Below are 25,755 nucleotides of genomic sequence, written 5' to 3'. Positions count from 1 at the left end.
TAATAAGGCGACATTAGACAAGCCTGCAACATCGAGTGCGGTGCGGCCCGGCAAGGCCATTGCTGCGATGCTGGGAGAGCTCATGTCGCATGACGGCGAGCAAAAAGCAAAAAGGCCCACGGGCACGCCGTGAGCCTTTTCTTATAGGAGTCTCGGACGATCAGCTCAGCGCAGGAATTCGCAGCTTCTGCCCCGGATAGATCTTGTCCGGATGCGACAGCATCGGCTTGTTCGCCTCGAAGATCGCGTTGTACTTGTTGGCGTCGCCGTAGTACTTCTTCGAAATGGCCGAGAGCGTGTCGCCCTTGACCACGTCGTGGTACTGCGCGGGCGGCGCGGCGGGTGCGACCAGGTTGTTGTCCACGCTCGTGACGTTGGCCACGTTGCCCGCGGCAAGCGAGGCTTTCTCGCTGGCTTCCTGCGAGGGTGCCTGGCCCGCGAGGGTCACCACGCCGCTGCTGGCGGCGTAGGTCACTTCGAGCCCTGTGAGGCCGAGGTTCTGTGTCTCGATGTAGGTCTTGATGGCGGCTGCGGCCGCCGTGTTCGCATCGGGCGTGGCGGCCTGCGCCGACGAGCCGCCGAACAGTTTTTCACCGGCTTCCTTGATGAAACTGAGCAATCCCATGGTGTTCTCCTTGTGCCGTGGTGGATGGAATTTGCGAATGTAGCGGTGGGACACCGCAGGCCCGCGTAGGCCCAAGCCGCGTATGCGACGCACGCGCCAGCAGGAATAACCACAAAGTCGCAATAATCCCGCGCATGGCATCCCCCTTCCTTGCAATCGACATCGGCAACACCCGCCTGAAATGGGCGCTCTACGACGGGGCGCATCCGGGCGCCGCGTTGCAGGCCTCGGGCGCGGAGTTCCTGGACCACATCGAACGTCTTGCAGACGGCCCCTGGGCCGACCTGCCCGCACCCGGTTCCATGCTCGGCTGCGTGGTGGCCGGCGACACGTTGCGGCGCCGCGCCGAAGAGCAGATCGTCGAGCGCTTCGACTGCGCGCCGCGCTGGGTGGTGTCCAGCGCCGGCGAGGCCGGCATCGTCAACGGCTACGACCACCCCACGCGCCTGGGTGCCGACCGCTTCGTGGCGATGATCGGCGCGCGCCACCGCATGCTCGCGCAAGGACCGGCGCGGCCGATGGTCGTGGTGCTGATCGGTACGGCCGTGACCGTGGAGGCGATCGACGCCGACGGCAAGTTCCTCGGCGGGTTGATCCTGCCGGGCCACGGCATCATGCTGCGCGCGCTGGAGTCGGGCACCGCCGGCCTGCATGTGCCCACCGGCGAGGTGCGCGAATTTCCCACCAACACCAGCGATGCGCTCACCAGCGGCGGCACCTATGCCATCGCGGGTGCGGTCGAGCGCATGGTGCAGCACGTGCGCTCGCACTGCGGCGCCGAGCCGGCCTGCTACATGACCGGCGGCGCGGGCTGGAAGATGGCGCCCGTCATGAACGGGCACTTCGAGCTGGTCGAGAGCCTGATCATGGACGGCCTGCTCGTGATCGCTCGCGAGCGCGCCGTTGTTTGAGCTGAAGACGAATCAGGGGCGCGCCATCAGCGCCTCGGCCACCGCCTGGAACGCCGGCAGCGTGAGCGGATCGTTCCCGCCATTCGCCGCGATCGGGTGCGCGGCGTAGCGCACGATCACCATCTCCGCCTTCGGATCGACATAGATGCTCTGGCCGTGGATGCCGCGCGCCATGTAGGCGCCATGCGGGTTGTTCGACACCCACCACATGTTGCGGTACGACCAGCCCGGCAGCAGCGCATAGCCCGCCTTGGCGAACTTGGCGGGGTCGCCGCCGCGCTGGATGTCTTCGACCACCGCCTTCGAAAACGCCTGCTGCCCGTTGGGCGCGCGGCCGCCGTTGCGCATGATCTCGCCGAAGCGCGCCAAGTCGCGCAGCACCGTGTTCAACCCGCCGCCGCCCGACTCGGTACCGATGCGGTCGACCATGAAATACGCGTCCTGCTCGGCACCGATGCGGCGCCAGATCTTCTCGCTCAAGAGGTCGGCCAGCGACTGGTTGCTGGCGCGGCGAAGAATCCACGCGAGCACCTCGGCGTTCACCGTCTTGTAGGCGAAGGCGGCGTCGTGCGCGCCTTCCTTCTTCAGCGTCACGAGGAATTCGTAGAACGACTTGGGGCCCGTGTAGTTCGGCCCTTGCGTCAGCATGCCGCCGGCGCGCGCGTAGTCCCAGATTTCAGCCTTCGGGTCGGCGTAGTTCTCGGAGTAGTGCACGCCGATGGTCATGTCCATCACCTGGCGCACGGTGGCGTCGCCATACGCCGTCTCCTTGAGTTCGGGCAGGTACTTGGTGACCGGCGCCGATGGGTCGAGCTTGCCCTCGTCCGCAAGGATCGCCGCGAGCGTGCCGACGAAGGACTTGGTCACCGACATCGCGATGTGCGGCCGCTCGGGCGTGAGCGCGCCGAAGTACTTCTCGTAGACCACGCGGCCGCGGTGCAGCACGAGGATGCCGTCGGTGTAGGTGCGCGGGATCATCTGCGCGAAGGTCACTGTCTCTTCGCTGCCGAGCGGCTTGAAGGTCACGGCTTCGATGTCGTCGCGCGGCGCCGAAGGCAAGGGGCTCGCCGCGCCGCTGCCGCGCCACACGTTGGCCGTGGGCACCGTCTCGCGCACATGCGAGAAGCTCCAGCGCGTGCGCGGAAACACGCCGCCGGCCGGGTTGTCGAAGGTGATCTGCTTGTCGGGCGGGGGCGGAAAGCCCTTCATCCAGCCGAGCGCGTCGACCGAGGTGGCCGCGGGGTCGGGCAGCGCGGCGGGCGCGGGCGTCTGTGCAATGGAAGTGTTCACGGCAAGCAGTGTGGAAGCGGCGGCGAGCGCCGCGCGTTGGAAGAGGGACATGGTCACAAAGGCTCCGGTGGAATTCATCATCAACGACCGCTGAAACGCGCGGGACGCCGCTCGACGAAGGAGCGCACGCCTTCGGCCGCGTCCTCGCTGTTCGAGAGGCGCTTCTGCGTTTCGATGAATTCCGACACCGCCGCGAGCGGCCCTTGCTCGACGGCCTTGATCACGTTGAGCCGCGTGGCCACCACCGCGAGCGGCGCCTGCGCCGCGATGCGCTGCGCAATGGCCAGTGCCGCATCGAGCTCCTGCCCGGCCGGCACCACCTTCTGCACGAAGTTCAGGCGATAGGCCTCAGCGCTGTCGAACTCGTCGGCCGTGAGCAGGTGCAGCATCGCATTGCCCACGCCCGCGCGCTCGGCCATGCGCAGCGTGGCGCCGCCCGTGGCCATGATGCCGCGCTGCACTTCCATCTGCGAGAAGCGGCAGTTGTCGGCGGCCACCACGATGTCCGCACCCAGCATCAGCTCGATGCCGACCGTGAAGCAGATGCCCTTGACCGCCACCACCATCGGCTTGGTGCGGCGGCGATAGTCGGGCAGGCCGAAGTCGTGCGGCTCCACCAGGCCGGCGGGAATCGCCTTCTCGCCGCGCTTCATGTACTCGGTGACCGCCGGCAGGTCCAGGCCCGCCGTGAAGTGGTCGCCGAAGGCATGCAGCACGCCCACCCGCAGGTTCGGGTCGTCGTCCAGCCGGGTGTAGGCCTCGGCCAGTTGCTTGAACATCGGCGGCGTCCAGCCGTTGCGCTTGGCCGGGCGGTTGATGCCGATCAGGAGCACGTGGTCGAGCACCTGGGTGTCGATGCAGCCTTCGACGGGCGGCGTGGTGGGCGTGGCGGTCATGGCGTTTCCTGTCTCCTTGTTTGTTTTTATGGAACGCCGGTTCAGTATGCGTAGACGCCGCGGCCGGTCTTGCGGCCGAGTTGGCCGGCGGCGACCATTTCCTTGAGCAGCGGGCATGGACGGTATTTCGAGTCGCCGAACTGCTCGAGGTACACCTCCATCACGGCCAGGCACACGTCCAGGCCGATCATGTCGGCCAGTGCCAGCGGGCCGATGGGCTGGTTGCAGCCCAGCTTCATGCCGGCGTCGATGTCTTCGGCGGTGGCGATGCCTTCGGACAGCACGAAGAAGGCCTCGTTGATCATCGGCACCAGGATGCGGTTGACCACGAAGCCCGGCGCGTTCTTCACCGTGATCGGCGACTTGCCCAGCTTCTCGGCCAGCGCCTTCACGGCGTCGTGCGTGGCATCGCTCGTGAGGTAGCCGCGGATCAGCTCCACCAGCGCCATCATCGGCACCGGGTTGAAGAAGTGCATGCCGATGAAGCGGTCGGGGCGCGAGGTGGCGGCGGCCAGTTGCGTGATCGAGATCGAGGAGGTGTTCGACGCAACGATCACCTCGGGCGCCAGCAGCTCGTCGACCTGCTTGAGGATCTTGAGCTTGAGCGCGTGGTTCTCGGTGGCCGCCTCGATGACGAGTTGCGCGCCCTTCAGGTCGTCGTAGTTCGTCGAGCCCTTGATCAGCGCGAGTGCGGCGGCCTTCTGCTCGGCGGTGAGCTTTTCCTTCTTGATCAGGCGGTCGAGGCTGCCCGAGATGGTGGCGAGGCCCTTGTCGACGGCCGCCTGGGCCACATCGATCATCACCACGTTCACGCCGGACACCGCGCAGGCCTGCGCAATGCCATTGCCCATCGTTCCGGCGCCGATGATGCCGACGGTCTGGATCGTCATGAGAAAACTCCTTGGAAGTACAAAAAACGGGAAGGGGGAGCGGGTGGGCGCGAGGCGGCCACCGCGGCAGGACATCGATTGTGAAGCAGCCCCGCCGGGGTGCCGTTCCCGGATGCGACACGGGGTTCACGGGTGGCTTACAGTGCGGCGGTTGCTTTTTCTTCTCTCTTTTCGACCTCGACCATGACCACCCTCGGCACCCCCCTTTCCCCCTCCGCCACCCGCGTGATGCTGCTCGGCTCCGGCGAACTCGGCAAGGAGGTGCTGATCGCCCTGCAGCGCCTCGGCGTCGAGACCATCGCGGTCGACCGCTATGAGAACGCACCCGGCCAGCAGGTGGCGCACCACGCCCGCACCATCACCATGAGCGACCCGGAGCAGTTGAAGGCGCTCATCGAGGCCGAAAAGCCCATGCTCGTGGTGCCCGAGATCGAGGCCATCGCCACGCCGATGCTCCAGCAACTCGAGGACGCGGGCGTGGTGCGCGTGATTCCCACGGCCCGTGCCGCCCGCCTCACGATGGACCGCGAAGGCATCCGCCGCCTGGCCGCCGAAACGCTGGGCGTGCCCACCAGCCCCTACAAGTTCTGCGACTCGCTGGCCGAGCTGCAAGCTGCCATCGACGCGGGCATTGGGTACCCCTGCATCGTCAAGCCCGTGATGAGCAGCTCCGGCAAGGGCCAGAGCAAGATCGACGGCCCTGCCGACGTGCAGAAGGCCTGGGACTACGCCATGGCCGGCGGCCGCGTGAGCCATGGCCGCGTGATCGTCGAGGGCTTCATCGACTTCGACTACGAGATCACGCTGCTGACCGTGCGCGCGAAAGGCGCAGCCGGTGCCGTCGAGACGAAGTTCTGCGACCCCATCGGCCACGTGCAGGTGAGCGGCGACTATGTGGAAAGCTGGCAGCCGCATCCCATGGCACCCGCCGCGCTGCAGAAGGCGCAAGAGATCGCCCAGGCCGTGACGGCCGACCTCGGCGGCCAGGGCCTCTTCGGCGTCGAGCTGTTCGTGAAGGGCGACGAGGTCTGGTTCAGCGAAGTCAGCCCGCGTCCGCACGACACCGGCATGGTCACCATGGCCACGCAATGGCAGAACGAGTTCGAGCTGCATGCGCGCGCCATCCTCGGCCTGCCGGTCGACACCTCGCTCAAGAGCCCGGGCGCGAGCGCGGTGATCTACGGCGGCGTCGACGCCACCGGCATCGCCTTCGACGGCGTGGCCGAGGCGCTGCAGGTGCCTGGCAGCGACATCCGTCTGTTCGGCAAGCCCGAGAGCTTTCTCAAGCGCCGCATGGGCGTGGCGCTAGTGCACGCGGCCGACACCGACACGGCGCGCAAGCTCGCCAAGGAAGCCGCCTCGCGCGTGAAGCCGCGCAAGGGCTGAGCTCTTTCGAAACGCACGCGACATCCGTAGCCAGTTTTCGCAAGCCGCGCCGCAAGGGCGCGGGCATGGTGCGGGGTCTTGCCAGAGGCCGAGGTGCAGGGGCGGGTGCATGCGGATACCGCGCATGCGCGATGCGCTCCACACTGGGCGCCCGTCAGCTCGATCCACCGGAGACACCATGCTGCATCCCCAGGCGCGCGCCTTGCTCGATTTCATCGAGGCACGCGGCATTCCGCCGACCCACACGCTCTCGCCCGCCGATGCGCGGGCCTTCTACCGCGAGCGCCGCGCCGCCACGCAGCCGCTGCCCGCGGAAGTGGCTGAGGTGCGCGACCTCGCCGCGGACGGCCCGCACGGCACCATCCCGGTGCGGCTCTACCGGCCGCTCGGTTCGGGCGCCGGTCCGCTGCCGGTGCTGGTGTATTACCACGGCGGTGGTTGGGTCATCGGCGATCTCGACACGCACGATGTGCTGTGCCGGGAACTCGCCAACGGCGCGGGTTGCGCGGTGGTCGCGGTCGACTACCGCATGGGCCCCGAGCACCGCTTTCCCGCCGCCGTCGACGACGTGCTGGCGGCCACGCGCTGGGTGCGCCGCGAGGCCGCGACGCTGGGGCTCGATGCGAGCCGTCTTGCGGTCGGCGGCGACAGCGCCGGCGGCAATCTCGCGGCCGTGGTCGCCATTGCGGCGCGCGATGCGGGCGATCTGCCCATCGCCTTCCAGCTGCTGATCTATCCCGCCACCGACATGCGTCGCGGCCATCCGTCGCACCAGGCGAACGGGCAGGGCTACCTGCTGACCAGCGACACGATGACGTACTTCCACGACCACTACATCACCGACGCGAAGCACGACCTCGACTGGCGCGCCTCGCCGCTGCTGCACACGGACCTCTCGAAGCTGCCGCCCGCGCTCGTGCTCACCGCCGGCTACGACCCGTTGCGCGACGAAGGACTGGCCTACGCAGAGGCGCTCACCGCCGCCGGCAACCTCGCAAACTACGTCTGCTTCGAGCGCCAAATCCATGGCTTCATCACCATGGGCAAGGTGCTCGACGAGGCCAACACCGCCGTTGCGCTTTGCGCCACCGAGTTGCATCGCGCGCTGTCGGCGAGCTGAGGGCGGACTAGGGAAAGTCCCCGCGCAAATGCATGCCGCGCAACAGGGTTGCGCCGCTACGATCCAGCCAACACGAGGCCGTCCACCGCAGGGCAGGCCAGACCCGATGCAGGAGACAAACACCATGCAGCGAGCGAGTAATGCGCCCCCGGAAAACGGTGGCGCACGGCAGGGCGAACGCCTCATGTGGCTCACGCCGCAGCGCGTGTTCTACGCCGGCCTGCTCGGTGCGGCGGCAGAGCGCACGATGGGCGGGCACGGCGTGTACGTGTCGCCCACGGGCGTGCCGCCGATCCGCATCCGCATCGGTGGCGGCGCCTGGCAGACGGGCGAGCTCATCGTGGTGCCGCCGCAGGTGCCGCACCATGTCGAGAGCCCGCACCCGCTCATCTTCAACCTGCTCGTCGAATCGGAATCGGTCGATCCCGCGCGCATGCCCGCCTTCCTGCAGCACTGCGGCCCGGTCGATGCGCCGGCCTTCGTGCAGCGCGTGCGCGATGCCCATGCGCACCTGCTCGCGGCCTCGGGCCGGGGCACGGATTTCGAGGGCTTCGATTTCGATGCGCTGCTCTTCGGCGCCGCGCTCGCGCCGCGCATGCTCGATGCACGCATCCGCAAGGTCATCGACGCGCTCGTCGCCGATCCGGCCGCGCCCACATCGGCCGAAGACTGCGCGGCCTCGGTGCACCTGTCGTTCTCGCGCTTCCTGCATCTCTTCAAGCAGGAAACCGGCATGGCGTTTCGCGCCTTTCGCGCCTGGAAGCGCGCGCGCAGCCTGCTGCGCTACGTGCGCCAGACCACCACGCTCACCGACATCGCGCTGGACACCGGCTACCCCGACTCGACGCACTTCAGCCATTCGATCCGCCAGGTCTACGGCCTCAAGCCCAGCGACATCCTGGCGGGCTCCCGCCGCCTCGCGCTGCACGACGCGGCCGGCGGCTTCCGGCAGTAGGCGCGAGACAGGGGCCCCATGCAGATCCTCCAACTCCTGCTGTCGGGCATCGCGCAAGGTTGCATCTACGGGCTGATCGCGCTCGGGTTCGTGCTGATCTACAAGGCCACCGAAACGGTGAGCTTCGCGCAGGGCGACCTGATGATGCTTGGCGCCTTCGGTGCGTTCGCCGGCATGTCGCTCTTCGGCATGCCGTTCTGGCTCGCGGCGATCCTCGCGGTGGTGGCGATGGCGGCCTTCGGCGTGCTGCTGGAGCTGGCGGTGATCCGCCCGATCCTCGGGCAGCCGCAGTTCTCCATCGTGATGCTGACCATCGGCATCGCGTATGTGGCGCGCGGCCTCATCACCATGGTGCCGGGCATCGGCACCGAGACCCACACGCTGCCCGTGCCCTACAAGGACCAGATCTGGAAGCTGGGCGAACTGGTGGTCAACCTCGAGCAGCTCGCGATCATCGTCGCCACGGCGATCCTGTGCGCGCTGCTGTTCGCGATGTTCCGCTACAGCAAGCTGGGCATCGCGATGCAGGCCTCGTCGCAGAACCAGCTCGCCGCCTACTACATGGGCATTCCGGTGAAGCGGCTCAACGGGCTGGTGTGGGGGCTGGCGGCTGCGGTCGCGGCCATCGCGGGCATGCTGCTCGCACCCATCACCTTCGTGCACGCGAACATGGGCTTCATCGGGCTTAAGGCCTTTCCGGCGGCGGTGGTGGGCGGCTTCGGCAGCCTGCCGGGCGCGATCGTCGGCGGACTGGTGATCGGCATCGTCGAATCGTTCGCCGGTTTCTATTTGCCCGACGGCTTCAAGGACACGGCACCGTACATCGTGGTGCTGCTGATGCTCATGATCAAGCCCAACGGTCTCTTCGGCGAAAAGCTGCGCAAGAAAGTTTGAACGTTCATGCGCTACATCTTCAAGACCAGCTACGACCAGGACATCCGGCTCGCCCGGCACGGCGGCCATGTGTTCTGGTACGGCCTGCTCGTCGCGTTCCTCATCGCTGCGCCGTGGGTGATCGAGGAGTACTGGCTTGCGCAGCTGACTTTCGTGCTGATCTACGGCATCGTCGGCCTGGGCCTGATGCTGCTCGCGGGCTTTACGGGGCAGTTCTCCATCGGGCATGCGGCGTTTCTTGGCGCGGGCGCGTACACGCAGGGCGTGCTGACCAACATGGGCGTGCCGTTCCCGCTTGCGCTGCTCGCAGCCGCTGCGCTGTCCGCAGCGGTGGGCGTGGTGGTCGCCTTGCCGGCACTGCGAGTGAAGGGCATCTACCTCGGCATTGCAACGCTGTCGTTCGGCTTCATCGTCGAGGAAGTGTTCGCGCGGTGGGAGAGCGTCACGGGCGGCAACGCGGGGCTGCATGTGAAGTCGCCGCAGCTCTTCGGCTGGTCGCTGGGCTCGGGCGACGGCTTCTACTTTTTGTGCCTGGTGGTGGCGGTGCTCAGCACGCTGGGCATCCTGAACCTGCTGCGCTCGCCGACGGGGCGCGCCTTTGTGGCCATCCGCGATTCGGAAATTTCGGCGCAGAGCATGGGCATCCACCTCGCGCGCTACAAGACGATGTCGTTCGCGATCTCGGCCGCGCTCGCGGGGCTCGGCGGCGCGCTGTATGCGCACAAGCTGAGCTTCATCTCGCCGGACCAGTTCAACATCCTGCAGTCGATCGATCTGTTGCTGATGGTGGTGATCGGCGGCCTCGGCTCGGTGCACGGCGCGTTCCTGGGCGCGATCTTCCTGATCGCGATGCCGCAGCTCATCTCGATGGGCAAGGACTGGCTGCCGGCCGTGATCGGGCAGGCGCCCGGCCTGCAGGGGCTGGTGTATGGCGTGGTGTTGATCACGTTCGTGCTGTTCGAGCCGCTGGGGCTCTATGGCCGGTGGCTCAAGATCAGGACGTACCTGCAACTCTTCCCGTTCTACCGCAAGGGCCTGTTCAAGCGGCAGAAGTCCTTCACCAAATCGGACCGGCTGAGATGAGCAGCAGCGGCGACATCCTCCTTTCGGCGAAGGACCTGAGCGTGCGCTTCGGTGGCGTGCTCGCGGTCAACAAGGTGAGCTTCGACGTGCGGCGAGGCGAGGTGTTCACGCTGATCGGCCCGAACGGCGCGGGCAAGACGACCGTGTTCAACCTGATCAGCCGCATCTACACGCCGACCACGGGCGAGATCACATGGCACGGTGAAGCCGCCGGCCCGGTTGCGCTGACGCAGCAGGCGCCGCATGCGATCGCGGCGCTGGGCATCGCGCGCACCTTCCAGAACATCGAGCTCTTCGAGCATGCGACCGTTCTGCACAACCTGTTGATCGGCCGCCACACGCACCGGCAGACGGGGTTCTGGAGCGAGGTGTTCTTCACGCCCGCCACGCGGCGTGCCGAGATTGCGGCGCGCGAGAAGGCCGAGCAGGTGATCGAGCTGCTCGATCTGCAGCATCACCGCGATTCGATGGTGGCCGGCCTGCCCTACGGTGTTCGCAAGGTGGTGGAACTGGCGCGTGCGCTGTGCACGGAGCCCAAGCTGCTGCTGCTCGATGAGCCGTCGTCGGGGCTCAACGTCGAAGAGACGGCGGACATGGCGTTCTGGATTCAGGACATCCAGCATGAACTGGGCGTGTCGGTGCTCATGGTGGAACACGACATGTCTTTGGTGTCGAAAGTGTCGGACCGCGTGTTGGCAATGAACATGGGCGAGGTGCTGGCCACCGGTACGCCGCGTGAGGTGCAGGCGGATGAGCGTGTGATCGAGGCCTACCTTGGCACCGTGGACGACGTGAGCAGCTTGAGGAGGGTGGCGGCGTGAATGTCTTGTTCGCTACCTTTGGAGAGGCGCCCGGTATGCGGTGCGGCGCGGTCGCCCCCACTGTGCCGGCCGCTTCGCGGCTCCCCTGCGGTGCTCGCATTTCGCGGGGTCTCGCAGAACTCGCTTCGCTCAAACAGCTGCGAGCCCTGATCCGCGAAACGCTGCGCTCCTCGGCGGCACAGAGGGGGCGCCCGCCCCGCACCGCACACCGGGCTCCGGGGTGTGGTGATCGTCCTGCGGGGTCCCAACGCCGGTCCCCGCTCTCCGCCGGCATTCGGAGCGCAACGCCATGACCGACGTCGTACTCCAGTTGCTCAACGTGGAAAGCGCCTACGGCCCCATCAAGGCCATCCGAGGCGTCAGTCTCAAAGTCAAACAGGGTGAGATCGCCACGGTCCTCGGATCGAACGGCGCAGGCAAGACAACGGTCCTCAAGACCATCTCCGGAATCATCGACCCCAGAAAAGGCAGCATCGAATTCCAGGGCAAGGACATCACCGCCAAGGACCCCGCCTTCATCGTGCAGCAGGGCCTGAGCCATGTGCCCGAAGGCCGCGAGGTGTTCCCGTTGCTGTCGGTGAAAGACAACCTGCTGATGGGCGCCTACACCCGCAAGGACCGCGATGGTGTCGCGCGGGACATGGAGACCGTCTACACCTACTTCCCCATCCTCAGGGAGCGGGCGACGCAGGACGCGGGCCTGCTCTCCGGCGGGCAGCAGCAGATGCTTGCTATCTCGCGCGCCATCATGGCGGCGCCGCATCTCATTCTTCTGGACGAACCCAGCCTCGGCCTCAGTCCCAAGCTGACGAAGGAAATCTTCGAGATCGTCGTGCGCATCAACCGCGAGCGCGGCACCACGATCCTGCTGGTCGAACAGAACGCCAATATGGCGCTCAATGCGGCCGACCACGGCTACGTGCTGGAAAACGGCCGCATCGTCATGGAAGATTCCTGCGACCGCCTGCGCGAGAAGGAAGACATCAAGGAGTTCTACCTCGGCGTGAAAGACGACGGCGTGCGCGGCGAGCGGCGCTGGAAAAAGAAGAAAAACTGGAGATGAGGACATGAGCACACTCGCATTGCGCGCTCCTGCCGGTCTCTGGGACCTGGCGCATCTTCAACCCCGGCTCGATGTCGTCGTGCCCGGCGACACGATTCCGGCCGTCTTCTGGGAGGCCGTCGAACTGCGCGGCGACAAGGTCTGGATGCGCCAGAAGGAGTTCGGCATCTGGCGCACCTGGACCTGGCGGCAGACCGCAGAGGCGGTGCGCGAGATTGCAGGCGGCCTGCTGGCGCTGGGGTTCGGGCATGGCGAGTGCTGCTCGATCCTTTCCAACACCGTCATCGAATGGGTGCTGTGCGATGTGGCCGTGCTCAGCTGCGGGGGCGTGTCGAACGGCATCTACCCGACCGATGCGGCTTCGCAGGTCACCTACCTCTGCGAAGACTCGCGCTCCACCGTGCTCTTCGTGGAAGACGACGAGCAGCTGGACAAGGCGCTGGAAGTGCGCGCGCAGCTGCCGCTCTTGCGCAAGGTGATCGTGTTCGACATGGAGGGCCTGCGCGACCTGCACGACCCAGGCGTCATCAGCCTCGATGCGTTGCGCGCCCTCGGCCGCGAACACCTGAAGGCCCATTCGCAGGCATTGGAGCAGCGCATCGCGGCCTGCCGCGCCGAAGACCTCGCGATCCTTGTCTACACCTCCGGCACCACCGGCAAGCCCAAGGGTGCGATGCACAGCCACCGCGGGCTGGTCTACACCATGCGCGGCTACAACACGCTGCTCGCGCAGGGCGAGACGGACGAGCGCATGTGCTTCCTGCCCCTGTGCCACATCGCCGAGCGCATGGGCGGCGAGTACTTCGCGATGTACACCGGCTCGATCCTCAACTTCGTCGAGAACCCCGAGACGGTGCCCGAGAACGTGCGCGAGATCTCGCCCACGGTGTTCACGGCCGTGCCGCGCGTGTGGGAAAAGTTCTATTCGGGCGTGATGATCGCGCTGAAGGAGGCGAGCCGCCTGCAGCAGGCCGCCTACGGCTGGAGCATCGGCGTGGGCCAGCAGATTGCCGAGCGCGTGCTGCAGGGGCAGCCGATCGGCGCGGGGCTGCGCTTGAAGTTCCGCATCGCCCGCTGGCTCGCGCTCAACAACGTGCGCAAGCTCATCGGCATCCACCGCGCGCGCTTCCTCGTGACCGGCGCGGCGCCGATCTCGCCCGACCTCGTGCGCTGGTACCTTGCGCTCGGCGTGCCGATGCTGGAGGTGTGGGGCATGACCGAATCGTGCGGCGCCTCCACCGGCGTGCCGCCGTCGCGCATCGCCCCGGGTTCCATCGGCCCGGCCACCAGTTACAACGAGGTGCGGCTGGACCCGGCGACCGGCGAGATCCTGGTGCGCGGCCCCAATGTCTTCATGGGTTACCTCAACCTGCCGGAGAAGACGGCCGAGACCATCGACGCCGACGGCTGGCTGCACACCGGCGACGTCGGGGTGGTCGACGCGGAAGGGTATTTCCGCATCACCGACCGCATGAAGGACATCATCATCACGGCAGGTGGAAAGAACATCACGCCGAGCGAACTGGAGAACGAACTCAAGTTCAGCCCCTACGTCACCGACGCGGTGGTGATCGGCGACAAGAAACCCTACCTGACGGTGATCGTGATGATCGATCAGGAGAACGTCGAGAAGTTTGCGCAGGACAACGACGTGCCGTTCAGCAACTACGAAAGCCTGACGCGCGCGCAGGAGGTGCTGGACCTGATCCAGGGCGAGGTCGACCGCGTCAACGCGAAGTTCGCGCGCGTGGAGCAGATCAAGAAGTTCTTCCTGCTCGAGACGCAGCTGAGCGCCGAGGACGAGGAGCTCACGCCGACGATGAAGCTCAAGCGCAAGCTGGTGCAGACCAAGTACGCCGAGCGCATTGAGGCGATGTACCGCTGATCGGCGAACGTTTTTAGTGTCAACCCGAGGAGACAACCGAATGAAGCTCAAGACAGTGACGACGTTGGCCGTGCTGGGCCTGATCGCGACGCTCGCGTCCGCGCAGCAACAGGGCGTGAGCAAGGACGAGATCCGGATCGGCACGATCCAGGATCTGTCGGGTCCGCTCGCGGGCTTCGGCAAGCAGGCGCGCAACGGCATGCAGCTGCGCGTGGACGAGCTCAACGAGCAGGGCACCCTCAACGGCCGCAAGCTCAAGCTCTTCGTGGAGGACTCGGGTTACGACCCGAAGAAGGCGGTGCTGGCCGCGCAGAAGCTGGTGAACCAGGAAAAGATCTTCATCATGGCCGGCCACATCGGAACGGCGCAGAACATGGCGGCGATGCCGGTGCAGTTCGACAAGAACATCGTCAACTTCATGCCGATCACCGCGGCGCGCGAAATGTACGAACCGCTGAACCGGCTGAAGTACTCGTTCGCGGCGACCTATTACGACCAGATCCGCCTTGCACTGCCCAAGATGGTCAAGGACAAGGGCGCCAAGAAGGTCTGCACCATCTACCAGGACGACGAGTTCGGGCTCGAGGTGCAGCGCGGCGCCGAGGCGGGCTTGAAGGCCGCGGGCATGGAACTGGCCGAGAAGACCTCGTTCAAGCGGGGCGCCACCGACTTCAGCTCGCAGGTTGCGAAGATGAAAGCGGCCAACTGCGACCTGGTGGTGCTGGGCACCATCATCCGCGAGACCATCGGCACGGTGGGCGAATCGCGCAAGACCGGCTTCAACCCGACCTTCCTGGGTTCGAGCGCGGCCTACACCGACCTGATCCACAAGCTGGGCGGCAAGGCGATGGACGGCGTCTACGCGACCATGACGGTGCAGAACCCCTACACCGACGAGCAGTCGCAGCCGCTGCGCTTCTGGGCCAACAAGTACAAGACCAAGTTCAACGAAGACCCGACGGTGTTCTCGGTGTATGGCTACGTGATCATCGACTCGTTCATCAAGGCCGCGACCAAGGCCGGCCCGAACTTGACGACCGACAGCTTCATCAAGGCGATGGACAGCATGACCTTCGAGCCCGACATGTTCGGCAGCCCGAAGAGCAACTACACGGCCACCAAGCGCCTCGGCAACGAGCAGTCGCGGCTGTCGCAGATCAAGGACGGCAAGTGGGTGGTGGTGTCGGACTACGCGACACCGTAAGACCGACTCGCCAGTACCGGGACGGGCGGCTATATTTCGTCGCCAAACCCCTCGAGAGCCCGCCATGCCCCAGTACTGGTTGATGAAATCCGAGCCCGACGAAGTCTCCATCGACGATGCGCTCGCTGCGCCCGGCGCCACCGTGGCGTGGACCGGCGTGCGCAACTACCAGGCGCGCAACTTCATGCGCGACGGCATGAAGGTCGGCGACGGCGTGCTGTTCTATCACTCGAGCTGCCCGGAGCCGGGCATCGCCGGCATCGCGCGCGTGGCCTCGGGCATCAAGCCCGATCCGACGCAGTTCGATGCGAAGTCGCCCTACTACGACGCAGGCGCGAAGAAGGAAGACCCGCGCTGGCTGCTGGTCGATGTGCAGGCGGTGCGCAAGACCCGGCTGCTCGCGCTGCCCGAGCTGCGCGCCAAGCCCGAGCTGGCCGAGCTGATCATCCTGCGCAAGGGCAACCGGCTGTCGATCACGCCGGTGGAGCCCTCGCACTGGAAGATCATCGAGAAGATGCTGGCCTGAGCTTCTGCGCTCAGGCGACTTTCGACAGGATCGGGAACAGCTTGCCGAGCCCGTCCGCCATCACCTCGACGGCCAGCGCCGCGAGGATCAGGCCCATCAGCCGCGTCATGATGTTGATGCCCGTCTTGCCCAGCACGCGCGCGATCGGCTGCGCGAGCGAGAAGGCCAGCGCGGTCGCCAACGCCACCACCACGCCATAGCCCACGAGCACCGCCAGTTCCCACAGGTGCTGCGCCTTGTCGGCGTAGATCACCACGGTGGAGATCGCGGCCGGGCCGGTGAGGAGCGGAATGGTGAGCGGCACCACCGCGATGGAAGCGCCCATCGAGGCCTTCACCTCGGTGGCCCGAAGCTCCTCGACGTTGGTCTTGCTCTCAGCCGGCTGCGCATTGAGCATCGAGAGCGAACTCATGAGCAGCAGCAGCCCGCCGCCGACCTGGAAGCTCGCGATCGAGATGCCGAAGAACGACAGCAATTGCAGCCCGATCAGCGCACTCACCGCAATGACCACGAACGCGCTGAACGCCGACATGCGCACCGTGCGCCGCCGGTGCGCGTCGGAGTACCCCTGCGTGTAGTGGATGAAGAATGGCACGATGGCCAGCGGGTTGACGATGGCCACCAGCGTGACCAGCGGCTTGATGAGGTCCATCGAGGTGCTCATGTCTACCTTCCTCCGGTCACGTCGAGCAGGGCCATGGTGGTGTAGCTCGCCTCGGCCGACAGCAGCCAGAGGATGGCGCCCGCGATTTCCTCGGGGCTGCCGGTGCGCTTCATCGGCACGGTCGGCGCGAGCTCGACGGCGCGGTCGGGCATGCCGCCGGAGGCGTGGATTTCGGTGTCGATGAGGCCCGGGCGCACCGCGTTGACGCGAATGCCTTCCTCGGCCACCTCCTTTGCGAGCCCGATGGTGAGGGTGTCGATGGCGGCCTTGCTGGCGGCGTAGTCGACGTACTGGCCCGGCGAGCCGAGGCGCGCGGCGCCGCTGGAGATGTTGACGATGGCACCGCCCGCGCCGCCGTGCTTCGTGCTCATGCGGCGCACGGCTTCGCGCGCGCAGACGAAGCTGCCGATCACGTTGATGCGGAACATGCGCTCGAGCCGCGCCACGCTCATCTCGTCGACGCGCGCCTGGACGTCGACCACGCCGGCGTTGTTGACCAGGGCGGTGAGGCGGCCGAGCTTGGCATCGATCTTCTCGAACATCGACATCACCTGGGCCTCATTGCCCACATCGGCCTGCACGGCGATGGCCGTGCCGCCGCCGTCGCGGATGGTGCGCACGACCTCGTCGGCGGCCAGCGAGTTGCTGGCGTAGTTGACGGCCACCGCGTAGCCGCGCTGCGCGGCGAGCAGGGCGGTGGCGGCACCGATGCCGCGCCCGCCGCCGGTGATCAATAGCACTGGATTCAAAACCTACCTCCTGCAGAGAAACCGGGTGTCAGTTAAAACCGTCGGCTTGGATTACATCATTCGAGGGCTGGCGCATGAGCGCCGCGCCGGGCCGCCCCAAGCAAGCTCGCACCGCAGTGCGAAGCACGGAGGTTATTGAATGCACAAGACGATTGACTACTACTTTGCGCCCCAGAGCCCATGGACCTATCTGGGTCATACCCGGTTCCAGGCCATTGCTGCGGCCGCCGGCGCCACCGTGCGCGTGCGGCCCATCGACATGGGCAGCGTGTTCCCGGTGTCCGGCGGGCTGCCCTTGGGCAAGCGGGCGCCGCAGCGGCAGGCCTACCGGCTGGTGGAGATGGCGCGGTTCTCGCGCCACCTGGGCCTGCCGATGAACACCAAGCCCAAGTTCTTTCCGGTGGCCAGCGACGACGCGGCGCGGATCATCATCGCGGCCGATATCCACGACGGCACCGAGGCCGCGATGCGCGTCTGCACCGCGGTGTTCGCGGCGGTGTGGGTGCAGGAACGGAACATCGGCGATCCGAACGTGCTCGAAGCACTGGTCGTCGAATGCGGCCTGCCCGCCAAGCGTTCGGAGCAATCGCAGAGCCAGGCGGTGCAGGAGCGCTACGAGGCCTACACGCAGGAAGCCATCGACATCCAGGTGTTCGGCGCGCCGAGCTATGTGATCGATGGCGAGATTTTCTGGGGGCAGGACCGGCTCGATTTCGTCGAGCGGGCGCTGCGCCAGTGACGACAACCTTTTTTATCCAATTGCTATCAGGAGCATGACAAACATGGGTCAATTCATCGATCTCACAGCCAAGGACGGCTTCAGTTTTCCCGCCTACGTGGCCGAGCCCGCGGGCAAGCCGCGCGGCGCGGTGGTCGTGGTGCAGGAAATCTTCGGCGTGAACTCGCACATCCGCTCGGTGGCCGACGGTTATGCAGCCGAGGGCTATCTCGCGGTTGCGCCATCGACCTTCCCCCGCGTGAAGCCCGGCGTCGAACTCGGCTACAGCGAAGAGGACATGAAGGAAGGCTCCCTCCTGAAGGCGGCGGTCGAGGCACTGCCCGCGCCCGGCGTACTGCAGGACATCGAAGCGGCCATCGCCTATGCATCGAAGGCCGGCAAGGTCGGCATCGTGGGCTACTGCTGGGGCGGTTTGCTGACCTGGCGCGCGGCCGCCCTGCTGCCGGGCCTGGCGGCTGCGGCGCCGTACTACGGCGGCGGCATGACTTCGCCCGCTGAAGCCGCACGCCAGCCCAAGGTGCCGGTGCTGGCGCACTTCGGCAACCAGGATCACTGGATTCCGCTGGACTCTGTCGAGAGCTTCAAGAAGGCGCATCCCGAGGTGGAAGTGCATGTCTATCCGGTGGGCCACGGTTTCAATTGCGACCAGCGCGGTTCGTACGACGCGGATGCGGCCAAGCTGGCGCGCGAACGCACGCTCGCGTTCTTTGCCAAGCACGTCGGCTGACCTGCGGGTCAGCGCAAGAAAAAGCCCGGCCTGTGCCGGGCTTTTTTATTTCTTGAGGCCCGGCGCGTCGCCCACGCGGGTCTGGAGAAAGTCGAGCAGCGCGCGCAGGGCGGCACTGTTGTGGCGCCGCTGAAGGTAGGCGGCCGACAGCCACATGTCCTTGCGCGCGTAGTCCTGCAACACGGGCACGAGTTCGCCGTGCTCGATGTGCGATTGCACGAGGAGCGAGGGCAGGTAGATCACGCCGAAGCCGCGCATGGCGACCCGGATCAGCGGCGCGCCCTCGGTGCAGTCCATGCGGCTCTTGACGTGCACGTCCAACGGTTCCCCGCCATCGTCGAAACGCCACACCGGCTGGGCGCCGAGCAGGGAGTGGGTGAGGGCCTCGTGCCCGGCCAGTTCGCGCGGGTGCTCGGGCTTGCCGTGCTTCTTCCAGTAGATCGGCGAGGCGCAGACCACCATCTGCATGAGCCGGAGCTTGCGCACGATGAGGTTGGCGTCCTCGATGGGGCCGCTGCGGATGTCGACGTCGATGCCTTCTTCGGCGAGGTCCACCGCGCGATTGGTCAGCTGCAGGCTGATGCTCACGTCCGGGTAATAGCGCATGAAGTCGGCCAGCAGGTTGGGAAATTCGCCGTTGCCCATGCCGTGCGGGGCCGAGATCCGAAGGCGCCCGGCCGGCTGGCTGGCGCGATCCTGCAGCTCGTGCTGGGTGAGCTCCACCATTTCGAGCACCGGGGTGCTGCGCTCGAGCAGCAATTGCCCGGCGTCGGTGAGGCTCACGGAGCGGGTGGAGCGGTTGAGAAGCCGCACGCCGAAACGGGTTTCGAGTTCGGCCACGTACTTGCTGACGGTGGCTTTCGACATGTCGAGCTTCTTGGCGGCCTGCGAGAAGCTGCCATGGGAGGCGACTTCGCGAAAGGTTCTGATCAGATCGAGACTGTCCATGTCAAAGAGCCCATTGTTTCCGTTCGAGGAACGCGGTGGTTCGATTCTCCGGCGTTTTTCTCAGGCGACCTGCGTCACACTCTGTCCACGCGCCGAAGGAGCCGAACCATGAACACCTCGAACATCATCGCCGTTGCCGCCCTGTCGATCCTGACGGCTGTCGGTGCGCACGCACAGGGTATCGAGCCCGTACAGCCGTTGAAGATCGGCGGGAGCCGCGCGCAGCTGGAAGCCGAAGGGGCTGCCGCCGCGCACCGGGGCAACGTCTATGGCGATGTGGTGGCGTCGCCGCTGACCACGCGCCCCAGCCAACTCGATCGCGCCTCGGTCCATGCGGAAGCGGTTGCCGCCGCTCACGCGCCGAACCAGAACCTGGACCGCCGCGCTTTCGCGAACAGCGAAGTCCCGCCGCAGTTTCAGGCAGCGCGTCCCGGCCGCTAGGCCGAAGTCCTCGGGTTTCGAAAAGGCCGGGGCCGTGCATGCGGCCCCGGCCTTTTTTTCATGTGCATGCCAATGTGTAGGTATTGTTTCAATAGAGGAAACACCGTGTCTCTGATCCGAGCGTTTTCTCTAGGGAATTTCGTTTGACACTCGCCGCACAGGCAAGCGACCGAGCAAGCCTGGTGGACAAACCATCCGACGAACACAAGGAATTGACATGAAGACCTCGCACATCCTCGCCGCCGCTGCTCTGACCCTCCTGGCCGCCACCGGCGCCCAAGCCGAAACGTACCAAGGCGTGAACACCGCCGTCTCGACCAAGAGCCGCGACGAAGTCAACGCCGAAGCCGTGCGCGCCGCAGCGGCTCCGAACCAGAACGTGACCCGCGGTTCGCGCGGCCCGGAAACGGTCGCCGTGTCGAAGGAACGCTCGCTCGTGGAAGCCGAAGCCGTTCGCACCTCCTACGCTCCCGACCAGAACGTGACCTCGGGTTCGCGCGTCAACAGCAAGGTCGTCTCGACGATGACCAACCCGATGGACGCACGCGTTCAAGCCCAGCAAGGCACGGGCGCTACCGCCAAGTAAAGAACCCGCCCCTCGGGGCAGTTCAGCAGAAAGGCCACGCGAAAGCGTGGCCTTTTTCGTTGGGCGGGTGGTGATCAGCGCGTTCGCGCGAGGTAGCGCTTGCGCCAGAAGACCAGCACCAGCAGCACCGCGATGACCAGCATGGCGGTCATCGCGATCCAGAAGCCATCGGCCTTGTGCACCAGCGGAATGAACTCGAAGTTCATGCCGAAGATCCCCGCGATCAGGTTCAGCGGCAGGAAGATGGCCGTCAGCACGGTGAGTACCCGCATGATGTCGTTGGCGCGGTGGCCCTGGACGCTGAAGTGCATCTGCACGGCCGTCTCGGCGTTCTGCTCGAGCCGGTGCACGTGGTGCACCACCCGCTCGATGTGCTCCAGCACGTCGCGGCTTCGGATCATGATCAGCTCCCGCTCGCGCAGTTCGGCCTCGCCCTTGGGCGGCGGCAGGGTTTCGAGCGTGTCGATCCAGTCCTGCATGGCGGCGCGCTGGTCTTCGCAGATCTCGTCCAGGTGGTGCAGCGACTGCCGCGCCTCCATCAGCGCGCCCCAGTTGGTGAACCGGCTGCGCGGATCGATCAGTTCGGTCTGCCAGTGGTCGAGCTGCTTGGTGAGCTCGCGCCGCAGGTCGAGGTAGCCGTCGACGATCTGGTTGATGACGCGCAGCATCAGGTCCGAAGGCCCCGTGGGCACGCGCGCAGAGGTTGCACGCACATCCAGCGCCGGAGCGCCGCGGTCATCGGACGACCCGGCCGCCAGCAGCCGTGCGGCAAAGGCGTCCCGCACCGCGCCGTCTTCGGGGTGCACCGAAAGCAGTACCCGGTCGAAGACCGCGAAGCCGACCGGACGGGTGTCGACGCGACGCAGCACGGGCGGCCCGCCGCGGGGCTTGACGGTGGAGGTGGCGGGAATGGGCGGTGCCTCGTTGCCATTGCCCTTTCCGTTGCCCAGCGCCGCCTGCCCCTGGCTGGTCGCCAAGCGCCGGAACACCAGCACGTCGTACTGCGAGGTGTAGTCGTAGTGGGAGGGCAGCTGGTCGTTGAGCAGGTCGGCCACGTGCAGGTCCACCAGCTGGGTCTGGCACAGCGTCTGGAGGATCTGCTGCACTTCGGGCAGGGAGGCCCGGAATTCCTCGCGCGTGAGCGAAATCCAGAGATAGCCATTGGCGGCGCACGCGCCCGGCACGGCCAGCGGCGTGAGCGCCGGATGCTCGCTGACCTGCGAACGGTTGATTTCGAAGATGCGCATCGCCCTGCCTTGGTTTTCTTGTCCGTCTGCCCAGCTCGCCCATGTGCAATGGGCCTTGGCAGCTATTATTTTTGTAGCAGCCGCGCGACGTCAAGCGCGAAGTAGGTGAGCACGCCATCGGCGCCCGCCCGTTTGAAGGCCAGCAGGCTTTCGAGCACCACGGCGTCGTGGTCGAGCCAGCCGTTCTGGGCGGCGGCCTTGAGCATCGCGTATTCGCCGCTCACCTGGTAGGCGAAGGTCGGCACGTGGAATTCGTCTTTCACGCGGCGCACGATGTCCAGGTACGGCATGCCGGGCTTGACCATCACCATGTCGGCGCCTTCGGCGATGTCGAGGGCCACCTCGCGCAGCGCTTCGTCGCTGTTGCCGGGGTCCATCTGGTAGACCTTTTTATTGCTCTTGCCGAGCGTGGCGGCCGAGCCAACGGCATCGCGGAACGGGCCGTAGAAGGCGCTCGCGTACTTGGCGCTGTAGGCCATGATGCGCGTGTGAATGTCGCCGCGGGCTTCGAGCGCAGCGCGGATGGCGCCGATGCGGCCGTCCATCATGTCGCTGGGCGCCACAATGTCCACGCCAGCTTGCGATTGTGTGAGTGCCTGCTTCACCAACACTTCGACGGTGGCGTCGTTGAGGATGTAGCCGCTCTCGTCGAGCAGGCCGTCCTGCCCGTGGCTGGTGTAGGGGTCCAGGGCCACGTCGGTCATCACGCCGAGTTCGGGGAAGCGCGACTTGAGGGCGGCGACCACGCGGGGAATCAGCCCATCGGGGTTGAATGCCTCGTCGCCGGCCGGCGTCTTGAGGCTCGCGTCGATCACCGGGAACAGCGCCATCACCGGGATGCCGGCCGCCACGCATTGTTCGGCAACCGGGAGCAAGAGGTCGAGACTCAGGCGGTCCACGCCGGGCATGGAGGGGACGGCATCGCGCCGCTTCTCGCCTTCCTGAACGAACACGGGATAGATCAGGTCGTTGACCGTCAGCGCGTTCTCGCGCACCAGGTTGCGGGTGAAGGCGTCCCGGCGCAGGCGCCTTGGACGGCCGGCAGGGAACATGGCAAGGGGGGAGTGGGGGAGCGTCATAATCCCGAAAATTGTGCCTGAAGCATTCAATCGCCGTGTTGTCGCCTGCGGGACAGGTTGTCTGACAACTACGGAATTTCGTAGCTATAAAGTTCTAAATAATTAGTTATGAATTGCAAAGAAAGTGGCCCAGTCGCTTGAAACCTTGTTTCGTCTTTGTTAAATTCTGAAGCGGGCGGCTTGCCGCTCCCCGCTTTTCCTCCCTGAGCGGGTGCCTTGATGTGTGACAGCAAAAGGGCTTCCCAGCCCGACGTGAAGACGTCGGGCTTTTTTTTGTCCGGGGCTTTCCGGGCGTTACGTGACGGCCCGGTGCGCCAGTGCGGTGCACCACTAAACTGCCGCCATGCTCTGGGTCAAATCTCTCCACATCGTCTTCATCGCAAGCTGGTTCGCAGGGCTCTTCTACCTGCCGCGGATCTTCGTCAATCTTGCGATGGTGCCCCCGGAGTCGGTTGCAGAGCGCGAACGCCTGCTGCTCATGGCGCGCAAGCTGCTGCGGTTCACCACTTTCCTGGCCGTCCCGGCGCTGGGCTTCGGCCTGTGGCTCTGGCTGGGCTATGGCATCGGCCGCGGGCCGGGCAACGGCTGGATGCACGCCAAGCTCGCGCTGGTGCTGGTGGCGATCGGCTATCACCATGGCTGCGGCGTGTTGCTGCGCCGTTTCGTGGCGGGAGGCAACCAGCGCAACGACCGCTGGTACCGCTGGTTCAACGAGCTGCCGGTGCTGCTGCTGCTCGGCATCGTGATCCTGGTCGTCGTCAAGCCGTTCTGAGCCCGATGGACACGGTGGAGAAGCCGCACAAGTCCGCCGCGCTTCCCCTTGCGCTCGCCTATGCGGCGCTGATCGTCTACGCGAGCCTCTATCCCTTCGCCGACTGGCGTGACCAAGGCATTGCGCCTTGGGCCTATCTATCAGCACCGTGGCCCAAGTACTGGACGGGTTTCGACCTCGCGATCAACGTCGCGGGCTACGTGCCCTTCGGATTCCTGTGTGCCCTGGCGGTGCTGCGCACGCGCCGGACCGCGGGCGTCTGGGGTGCGGTGCTGCGCGCCACCGCGGCCGGCGCGGCGATCGCCTTCGCGATGGAGACGCTGCAGAGCTACCTGCCCGCGCGCATCCCTTCCAACGTCGACCTGGGGCTGAACACGACAGGCACGGTCCTGGGCGCCGTGCTGGCGGTGGGGCTCGAGCGGCTGGGCGCGGTGGCCCACTGGGGCCGTGCGCGCTCGCAATGGTTCATCGAGGATTCGCGCGGCGCCCTCGTGCTGCTCGCGCTCTGGCCGTTCGCCTTGCTCTTTCCCGCGGCCGTCACCTTCGGGCTGGGCCAGGTGTTCGAGCGGCTCGAGGTCGCGATTTCCGAATGGCTGCTCGATACGCCCTTCATCGACTGGTTGCCCGTGCGCCAGTTCGAGCTCGAGCCCCTGGTGCCGGCGGTGGAACTGCTGTGCGTGATGCTTGGCGCGCTGGTGCCGTGCCTGCTGGGCTACCTGGCGGCGCGCACCGTGGTCCAGCGCGCGATGCTGCTCCCGCTGATCTTTCTGGCGGGCTTTGCGGCGTCGGCGCTGTCGGCGGCCCTGAGCTACGGCCCCGCGCATGCCTGGGCGTGGCTGGATCTTCCCGTCCAGGTCGGCATGGCGGCTGCGCTGGTGGCGGGCGTGCTGCTCGTGGCCGCGCCGCGGCGCCTGTGCGCGGCTTTGTTGCTGGTGGGGCTCGTGCTCCAGCTGAGCTTGCTGAACCAGGCGCCCGAGAGCGCCTACTTCGCGCAGACCCTGGCCACCTGGGAGCAGGGGCGCTTCATCCGCTTCCATGGGCTGGCCCAGTGGCTGGGATGGGTCTGGCCGTTCGCGGTGCTGGCATACGTGGTGGCGGCCCTGTCGCGTCGGGGGCGGCTCGCGTCGTAGTCCCGTGCGCCGGGGCCGTGGTCACTAAAATCGATCGATGCCCAGTTCCATCCCCGCCGCGCCGTCCGGCTACTACGGCCGCCATATCTTCTTCTGCCTCAACGAACGCAAGAACGGCGAAGACTCCTGCGCCATGCACAACGCACAGGAAGGCTTCGATCGCTGCAAGGCGAAGGTGAAGGAGGCGGGGCTCTCCGGGCCCGGCAAGGTGCGGGTCAACAAGGCGGGGTGCCTCGATCGCTGCGCCGGCGGACCGGTGGCGGTGGTGTACCCCGAAGCCGTCTGGTACACCTTCGTCGATGCCGACGACATCGACGAGATTGTCGAGTCGCACCTGAAGAACGGCCAGGTCGTGGAGCGGCTCCTGCTCCCCGCCGACGTCGGACGCTGAACTTTCCCGCGGGCCCACCGCTCGTACCGTGCTCCCGACCGGCGCTGCCGGCCTGCCCACCCACCCCGCCATGAATTCCCAGACCGAAAAGATCAGCCTCCAAGGCGCCGCCGGTGCGATCGAGGTGCAGCGCGACCAGCCGGCCGATGCCCCGCGCGGCATTGCCGTGATCGCCCATCCGCATCCGCTGTTCGGTGGCACGATGGACAACAAGGTCGTGCAGACCCTGGCGCGCGCTTTCGTGTCGTGCGGCTGGACGACGGTGCGCTTCAACTTTCGTGGCGTCGGTGCCAGCGAGGGCGTGCACGACGAAGGGCGCGGCGAGCTGGAAGACATGCTGAATGTCGTCGGCCAGCTGGCGCCCGAGGGTCCTCTGGCCATTGCCGGTTTCTCGTTCGGCGCTTTCGTTGCCTGCGGCGCCGCCGAGAAGCTCTGGGCCGCGCGCGATATCCAGCAGGTCGTGCTGGTCGGCACGGCCGCCGCGCGCAACACGGTGGCCACGCTGCCCGTCGAGGCCCACGATCGCATGCTGGTGGTCCACGGCGAAGCCGACGACACCGTGCCGCTCGCGGCCGTGATGGATTGGGCGCGGCCACAGTCACTTCCTGTCACGGTTATTCCCGGGGGCGGCCATTTCTTTCACGGACAATTGCCGCTGCTCAAAAGTCTGGTTGCCCGCCACCTCCGCGCGGGCATTGAATGAAAGCCTCACGGGCTTGTTTTCGTCTCTTCT

The 25,755-nt window shown here is 66.4% G+C and carries 28 protein-coding genes; 19 read left to right on the top strand and 9 right to left on the bottom strand.

All coding sequences use genetic code 11. From position 1 onward, the window contains the following. Nucleotides 1–160: 160 nt before the first annotated feature. A complete protein-coding gene (gene lysM / locus GNX71_RS31295) occupies nt 161–625 on the bottom strand; it encodes a peptidoglycan-binding protein LysM (protein ID WP_206175995.1) in 465 nt (154 codons plus the stop codon). Nucleotides 626–759: 134 nt separating this feature from the next. Here lysM and GNX71_RS31290 point away from each other — a divergent pair, with 134 nt between their 5' ends. Next, nucleotides 760–1,536 carry a type III pantothenate kinase gene (locus GNX71_RS31290; RefSeq protein ID WP_206175994.1) on the top strand — a complete coding sequence of 259 codons (777 nt, stop codon included), beginning with the start codon at nt 760–762 and terminating at the stop codon, nt 1,534–1,536. Between the two features lie 12 nt (nt 1,537–1,548). Here the strand turns inward: GNX71_RS31290 and GNX71_RS31285 are convergent, their stop codons facing one another. From GNX71_RS31285 to GNX71_RS31275, 3 genes are read right to left on the bottom strand one after another with little or no spacing between them, the layout of a single operon-like run. Further along, nucleotides 1,549–2,877 carry a serine hydrolase gene (locus tag GNX71_RS31285; RefSeq protein ID WP_206175993.1) on the bottom strand — a complete coding sequence of 443 codons (1,329 nt, stop codon included), beginning with the start codon at nt 2,875–2,877 and terminating at the stop codon, nt 1,549–1,551. 29 nt (nt 2,878–2,906) lie between these two features. Continuing rightward, entirely contained in the window at nt 2,907–3,722 is an 816-nt protein-coding gene (locus GNX71_RS31280) for a crotonase/enoyl-CoA hydratase family protein (RefSeq protein WP_206175992.1), read from the bottom strand. A 41-nt stretch (nt 3,723–3,763) separates the two neighbouring features. After that, nucleotides 3,764–4,612 carry a 3-hydroxybutyryl-CoA dehydrogenase gene (locus tag GNX71_RS31275; protein ID WP_206175991.1) on the bottom strand — a complete coding sequence of 283 codons (849 nt, stop codon included), beginning with the start codon at nt 4,610–4,612 and terminating at the stop codon, nt 3,764–3,766. A 183-nt stretch (nt 4,613–4,795) separates the two neighbouring features. Here GNX71_RS31275 and purT point away from each other — a divergent pair, with 183 nt between their 5' ends. From purT to GNX71_RS31225, 10 genes are all read left to right on the top strand, one after another. Next, nucleotides 4,796–5,998: a formate-dependent phosphoribosylglycinamide formyltransferase gene (purT, locus tag GNX71_RS31270; protein ID WP_206175990.1), complete on the top strand. Its 1,203-nt coding sequence runs from the start codon at nt 4,796–4,798 to the stop codon at nt 5,996–5,998. Between the two features lie 178 nt (nt 5,999–6,176). Continuing rightward, nucleotides 6,177–7,118 (top strand): alpha/beta hydrolase, encoded by a 942-nt coding sequence (locus GNX71_RS31265; protein WP_206175989.1) that lies wholly within the window; start codon nt 6,177–6,179, stop codon nt 7,116–7,118. 124 nt (nt 7,119–7,242) lie between these two features. Continuing rightward, nucleotides 7,243–8,073, top strand: coding sequence for an AraC family transcriptional regulator (locus GNX71_RS31260; protein ID WP_206175988.1), 831 nt, complete (start codon nt 7,243–7,245; stop codon nt 8,071–8,073). Nucleotides 8,074–8,091: 18 nt separating this feature from the next. Beyond that, complete coding sequence (locus GNX71_RS31255) at nt 8,092–8,967, top strand: branched-chain amino acid ABC transporter permease (RefSeq protein ID WP_198788684.1); 876 nt, start codon at nt 8,092–8,094, stop codon at nt 8,965–8,967. Nucleotides 8,968–8,973: 6 nt separating this feature from the next. Beyond that, nucleotides 8,974–10,050 (top strand): branched-chain amino acid ABC transporter permease, encoded by a 1,077-nt coding sequence (locus GNX71_RS31250; protein ID WP_206175987.1) that lies wholly within the window; start codon nt 8,974–8,976, stop codon nt 10,048–10,050. Beyond that, nucleotides 10,047–10,871, top strand: a complete 825-nt coding sequence (locus GNX71_RS31245) for an ABC transporter ATP-binding protein (RefSeq protein WP_206175986.1) — start codon at nt 10,047–10,049, stop codon at nt 10,869–10,871. The genes GNX71_RS31250 and GNX71_RS31245 overlap by 4 nt, the downstream gene beginning before the upstream one ends. A gap of 289 nt (nt 10,872–11,160) precedes the next feature. Beyond that, nucleotides 11,161–11,934: an ABC transporter ATP-binding protein gene (locus GNX71_RS31240; RefSeq protein WP_206175985.1), complete on the top strand. Its 774-nt coding sequence runs from the start codon at nt 11,161–11,163 to the stop codon at nt 11,932–11,934. A gap of 4 nt (nt 11,935–11,938) precedes the next feature. Beyond that, a complete protein-coding gene (locus GNX71_RS31235) occupies nt 11,939–13,819 on the top strand; it encodes a long-chain fatty acid--CoA ligase (RefSeq protein ID WP_206175984.1) in 1,881 nt (626 codons plus the stop codon). A gap of 40 nt (nt 13,820–13,859) precedes the next feature. After that, a complete protein-coding gene (locus GNX71_RS31230; protein ID WP_206175983.1) occupies nt 13,860–15,023 on the top strand; it encodes an ABC transporter substrate-binding protein in 1,164 nt (387 codons plus the stop codon). Between the two features lie 64 nt (nt 15,024–15,087). Beyond that, the gene (locus tag GNX71_RS31225) at nt 15,088–15,549 is read left to right on the top strand and encodes an EVE domain-containing protein (protein WP_206175982.1); all 462 of its coding nucleotides are present in this window, start codon (nt 15,088–15,090) and stop codon (nt 15,547–15,549) included. Nucleotides 15,550–15,559: 10 nt separating this feature from the next. Here GNX71_RS31225 and GNX71_RS31220 read toward each other — a convergent pair whose 3' ends face one another. Next, nucleotides 15,560–16,213 (bottom strand): MarC family protein, encoded by a 654-nt coding sequence (locus GNX71_RS31220; RefSeq protein WP_206175981.1) that lies wholly within the window; start codon nt 16,211–16,213, stop codon nt 15,560–15,562. A 2-nt stretch (nt 16,214–16,215) separates the two neighbouring features. Next, nucleotides 16,216–16,962 (bottom strand): SDR family oxidoreductase, encoded by a 747-nt coding sequence (locus GNX71_RS31215; protein ID WP_206175980.1) that lies wholly within the window; start codon nt 16,960–16,962, stop codon nt 16,216–16,218. A gap of 139 nt (nt 16,963–17,101) precedes the next feature. Here GNX71_RS31215 and GNX71_RS31210 point away from each other — a divergent pair, with 139 nt between their 5' ends. Together GNX71_RS31210 and GNX71_RS31205 are read left to right on the top strand one after the other, a co-directional pair. Then, entirely contained in the window at nt 17,102–17,701 is a 600-nt protein-coding gene (locus GNX71_RS31210; RefSeq protein ID WP_206175979.1) for a 2-hydroxychromene-2-carboxylate isomerase, read from the top strand. Nucleotides 17,702–17,744: 43 nt separating this feature from the next. After that, nucleotides 17,745–18,428, top strand: coding sequence for a dienelactone hydrolase family protein (locus GNX71_RS31205; protein ID WP_206175978.1), 684 nt, complete (start codon nt 17,745–17,747; stop codon nt 18,426–18,428). Nucleotides 18,429–18,473: 45 nt separating this feature from the next. Here the strand turns inward: GNX71_RS31205 and GNX71_RS31200 are convergent, their stop codons facing one another. Continuing rightward, entirely contained in the window at nt 18,474–19,376 is a 903-nt protein-coding gene (locus GNX71_RS31200) for a LysR family transcriptional regulator (protein ID WP_206175977.1), read from the bottom strand. 108 nt (nt 19,377–19,484) lie between these two features. Between GNX71_RS31200 and GNX71_RS31195 the strand changes: the two genes are divergently transcribed. Further along, complete coding sequence (locus GNX71_RS31195; RefSeq protein WP_206175976.1) at nt 19,485–19,817, top strand: alpha/beta hydrolase; 333 nt, start codon at nt 19,485–19,487, stop codon at nt 19,815–19,817. A 217-nt stretch (nt 19,818–20,034) separates the two neighbouring features. Beyond that, a complete protein-coding gene (locus GNX71_RS31190) occupies nt 20,035–20,403 on the top strand; it encodes a DUF4148 domain-containing protein (protein WP_206175975.1) in 369 nt (122 codons plus the stop codon). A gap of 74 nt (nt 20,404–20,477) precedes the next feature. Here GNX71_RS31190 and GNX71_RS31185 read toward each other — a convergent pair whose 3' ends face one another. Together GNX71_RS31185 and hemB are read right to left on the bottom strand one after the other, a co-directional pair. Then, nucleotides 20,478–21,650, bottom strand: coding sequence for a magnesium transporter CorA family protein (locus GNX71_RS31185; RefSeq protein ID WP_206175974.1), 1,173 nt, complete (start codon nt 21,648–21,650; stop codon nt 20,478–20,480). A 65-nt stretch (nt 21,651–21,715) separates the two neighbouring features. After that, nucleotides 21,716–22,702, bottom strand: coding sequence for a porphobilinogen synthase (gene hemB / locus GNX71_RS31180; protein WP_206175973.1), 987 nt, complete (start codon nt 22,700–22,702; stop codon nt 21,716–21,718). A gap of 370 nt (nt 22,703–23,072) precedes the next feature. On the opposite strand from hemB, the gene GNX71_RS31175 reads away from it, so the two are divergent. From GNX71_RS31175 to GNX71_RS31160, 4 genes are all read left to right on the top strand, one after another. After that, nucleotides 23,073–23,501, top strand: coding sequence for a CopD family protein (locus GNX71_RS31175; RefSeq protein WP_176661864.1), 429 nt, complete (start codon nt 23,073–23,075; stop codon nt 23,499–23,501). A gap of 5 nt (nt 23,502–23,506) precedes the next feature. Then, the gene (locus tag GNX71_RS31170; RefSeq protein WP_206175972.1) at nt 23,507–24,631 is read left to right on the top strand and encodes a VanZ family protein; all 1,125 of its coding nucleotides are present in this window, start codon (nt 23,507–23,509) and stop codon (nt 24,629–24,631) included. 37 nt (nt 24,632–24,668) lie between these two features. Beyond that, nucleotides 24,669–25,022, top strand: coding sequence for a (2Fe-2S) ferredoxin domain-containing protein (locus tag GNX71_RS31165; protein WP_206175971.1), 354 nt, complete (start codon nt 24,669–24,671; stop codon nt 25,020–25,022). 70 nt (nt 25,023–25,092) lie between these two features. Then, nucleotides 25,093–25,725, top strand: coding sequence for an alpha/beta fold hydrolase (locus GNX71_RS31160; RefSeq protein WP_206175970.1), 633 nt, complete (start codon nt 25,093–25,095; stop codon nt 25,723–25,725). Nucleotides 25,726–25,755 lie beyond the last annotated feature (30 nt).

The sequence above is a fragment of the Variovorax sp. RKNM96 genome (assembly GCF_017161115.1).
In the GTDB taxonomy this organism is placed as follows: Bacteria; Pseudomonadota; Gammaproteobacteria; order Burkholderiales; family Burkholderiaceae_C; genus Variovorax.
The sequence above is the reverse complement of the archived record's forward strand: the minus strand, read 5'-3'. Positions and strand labels throughout refer to the sequence as shown.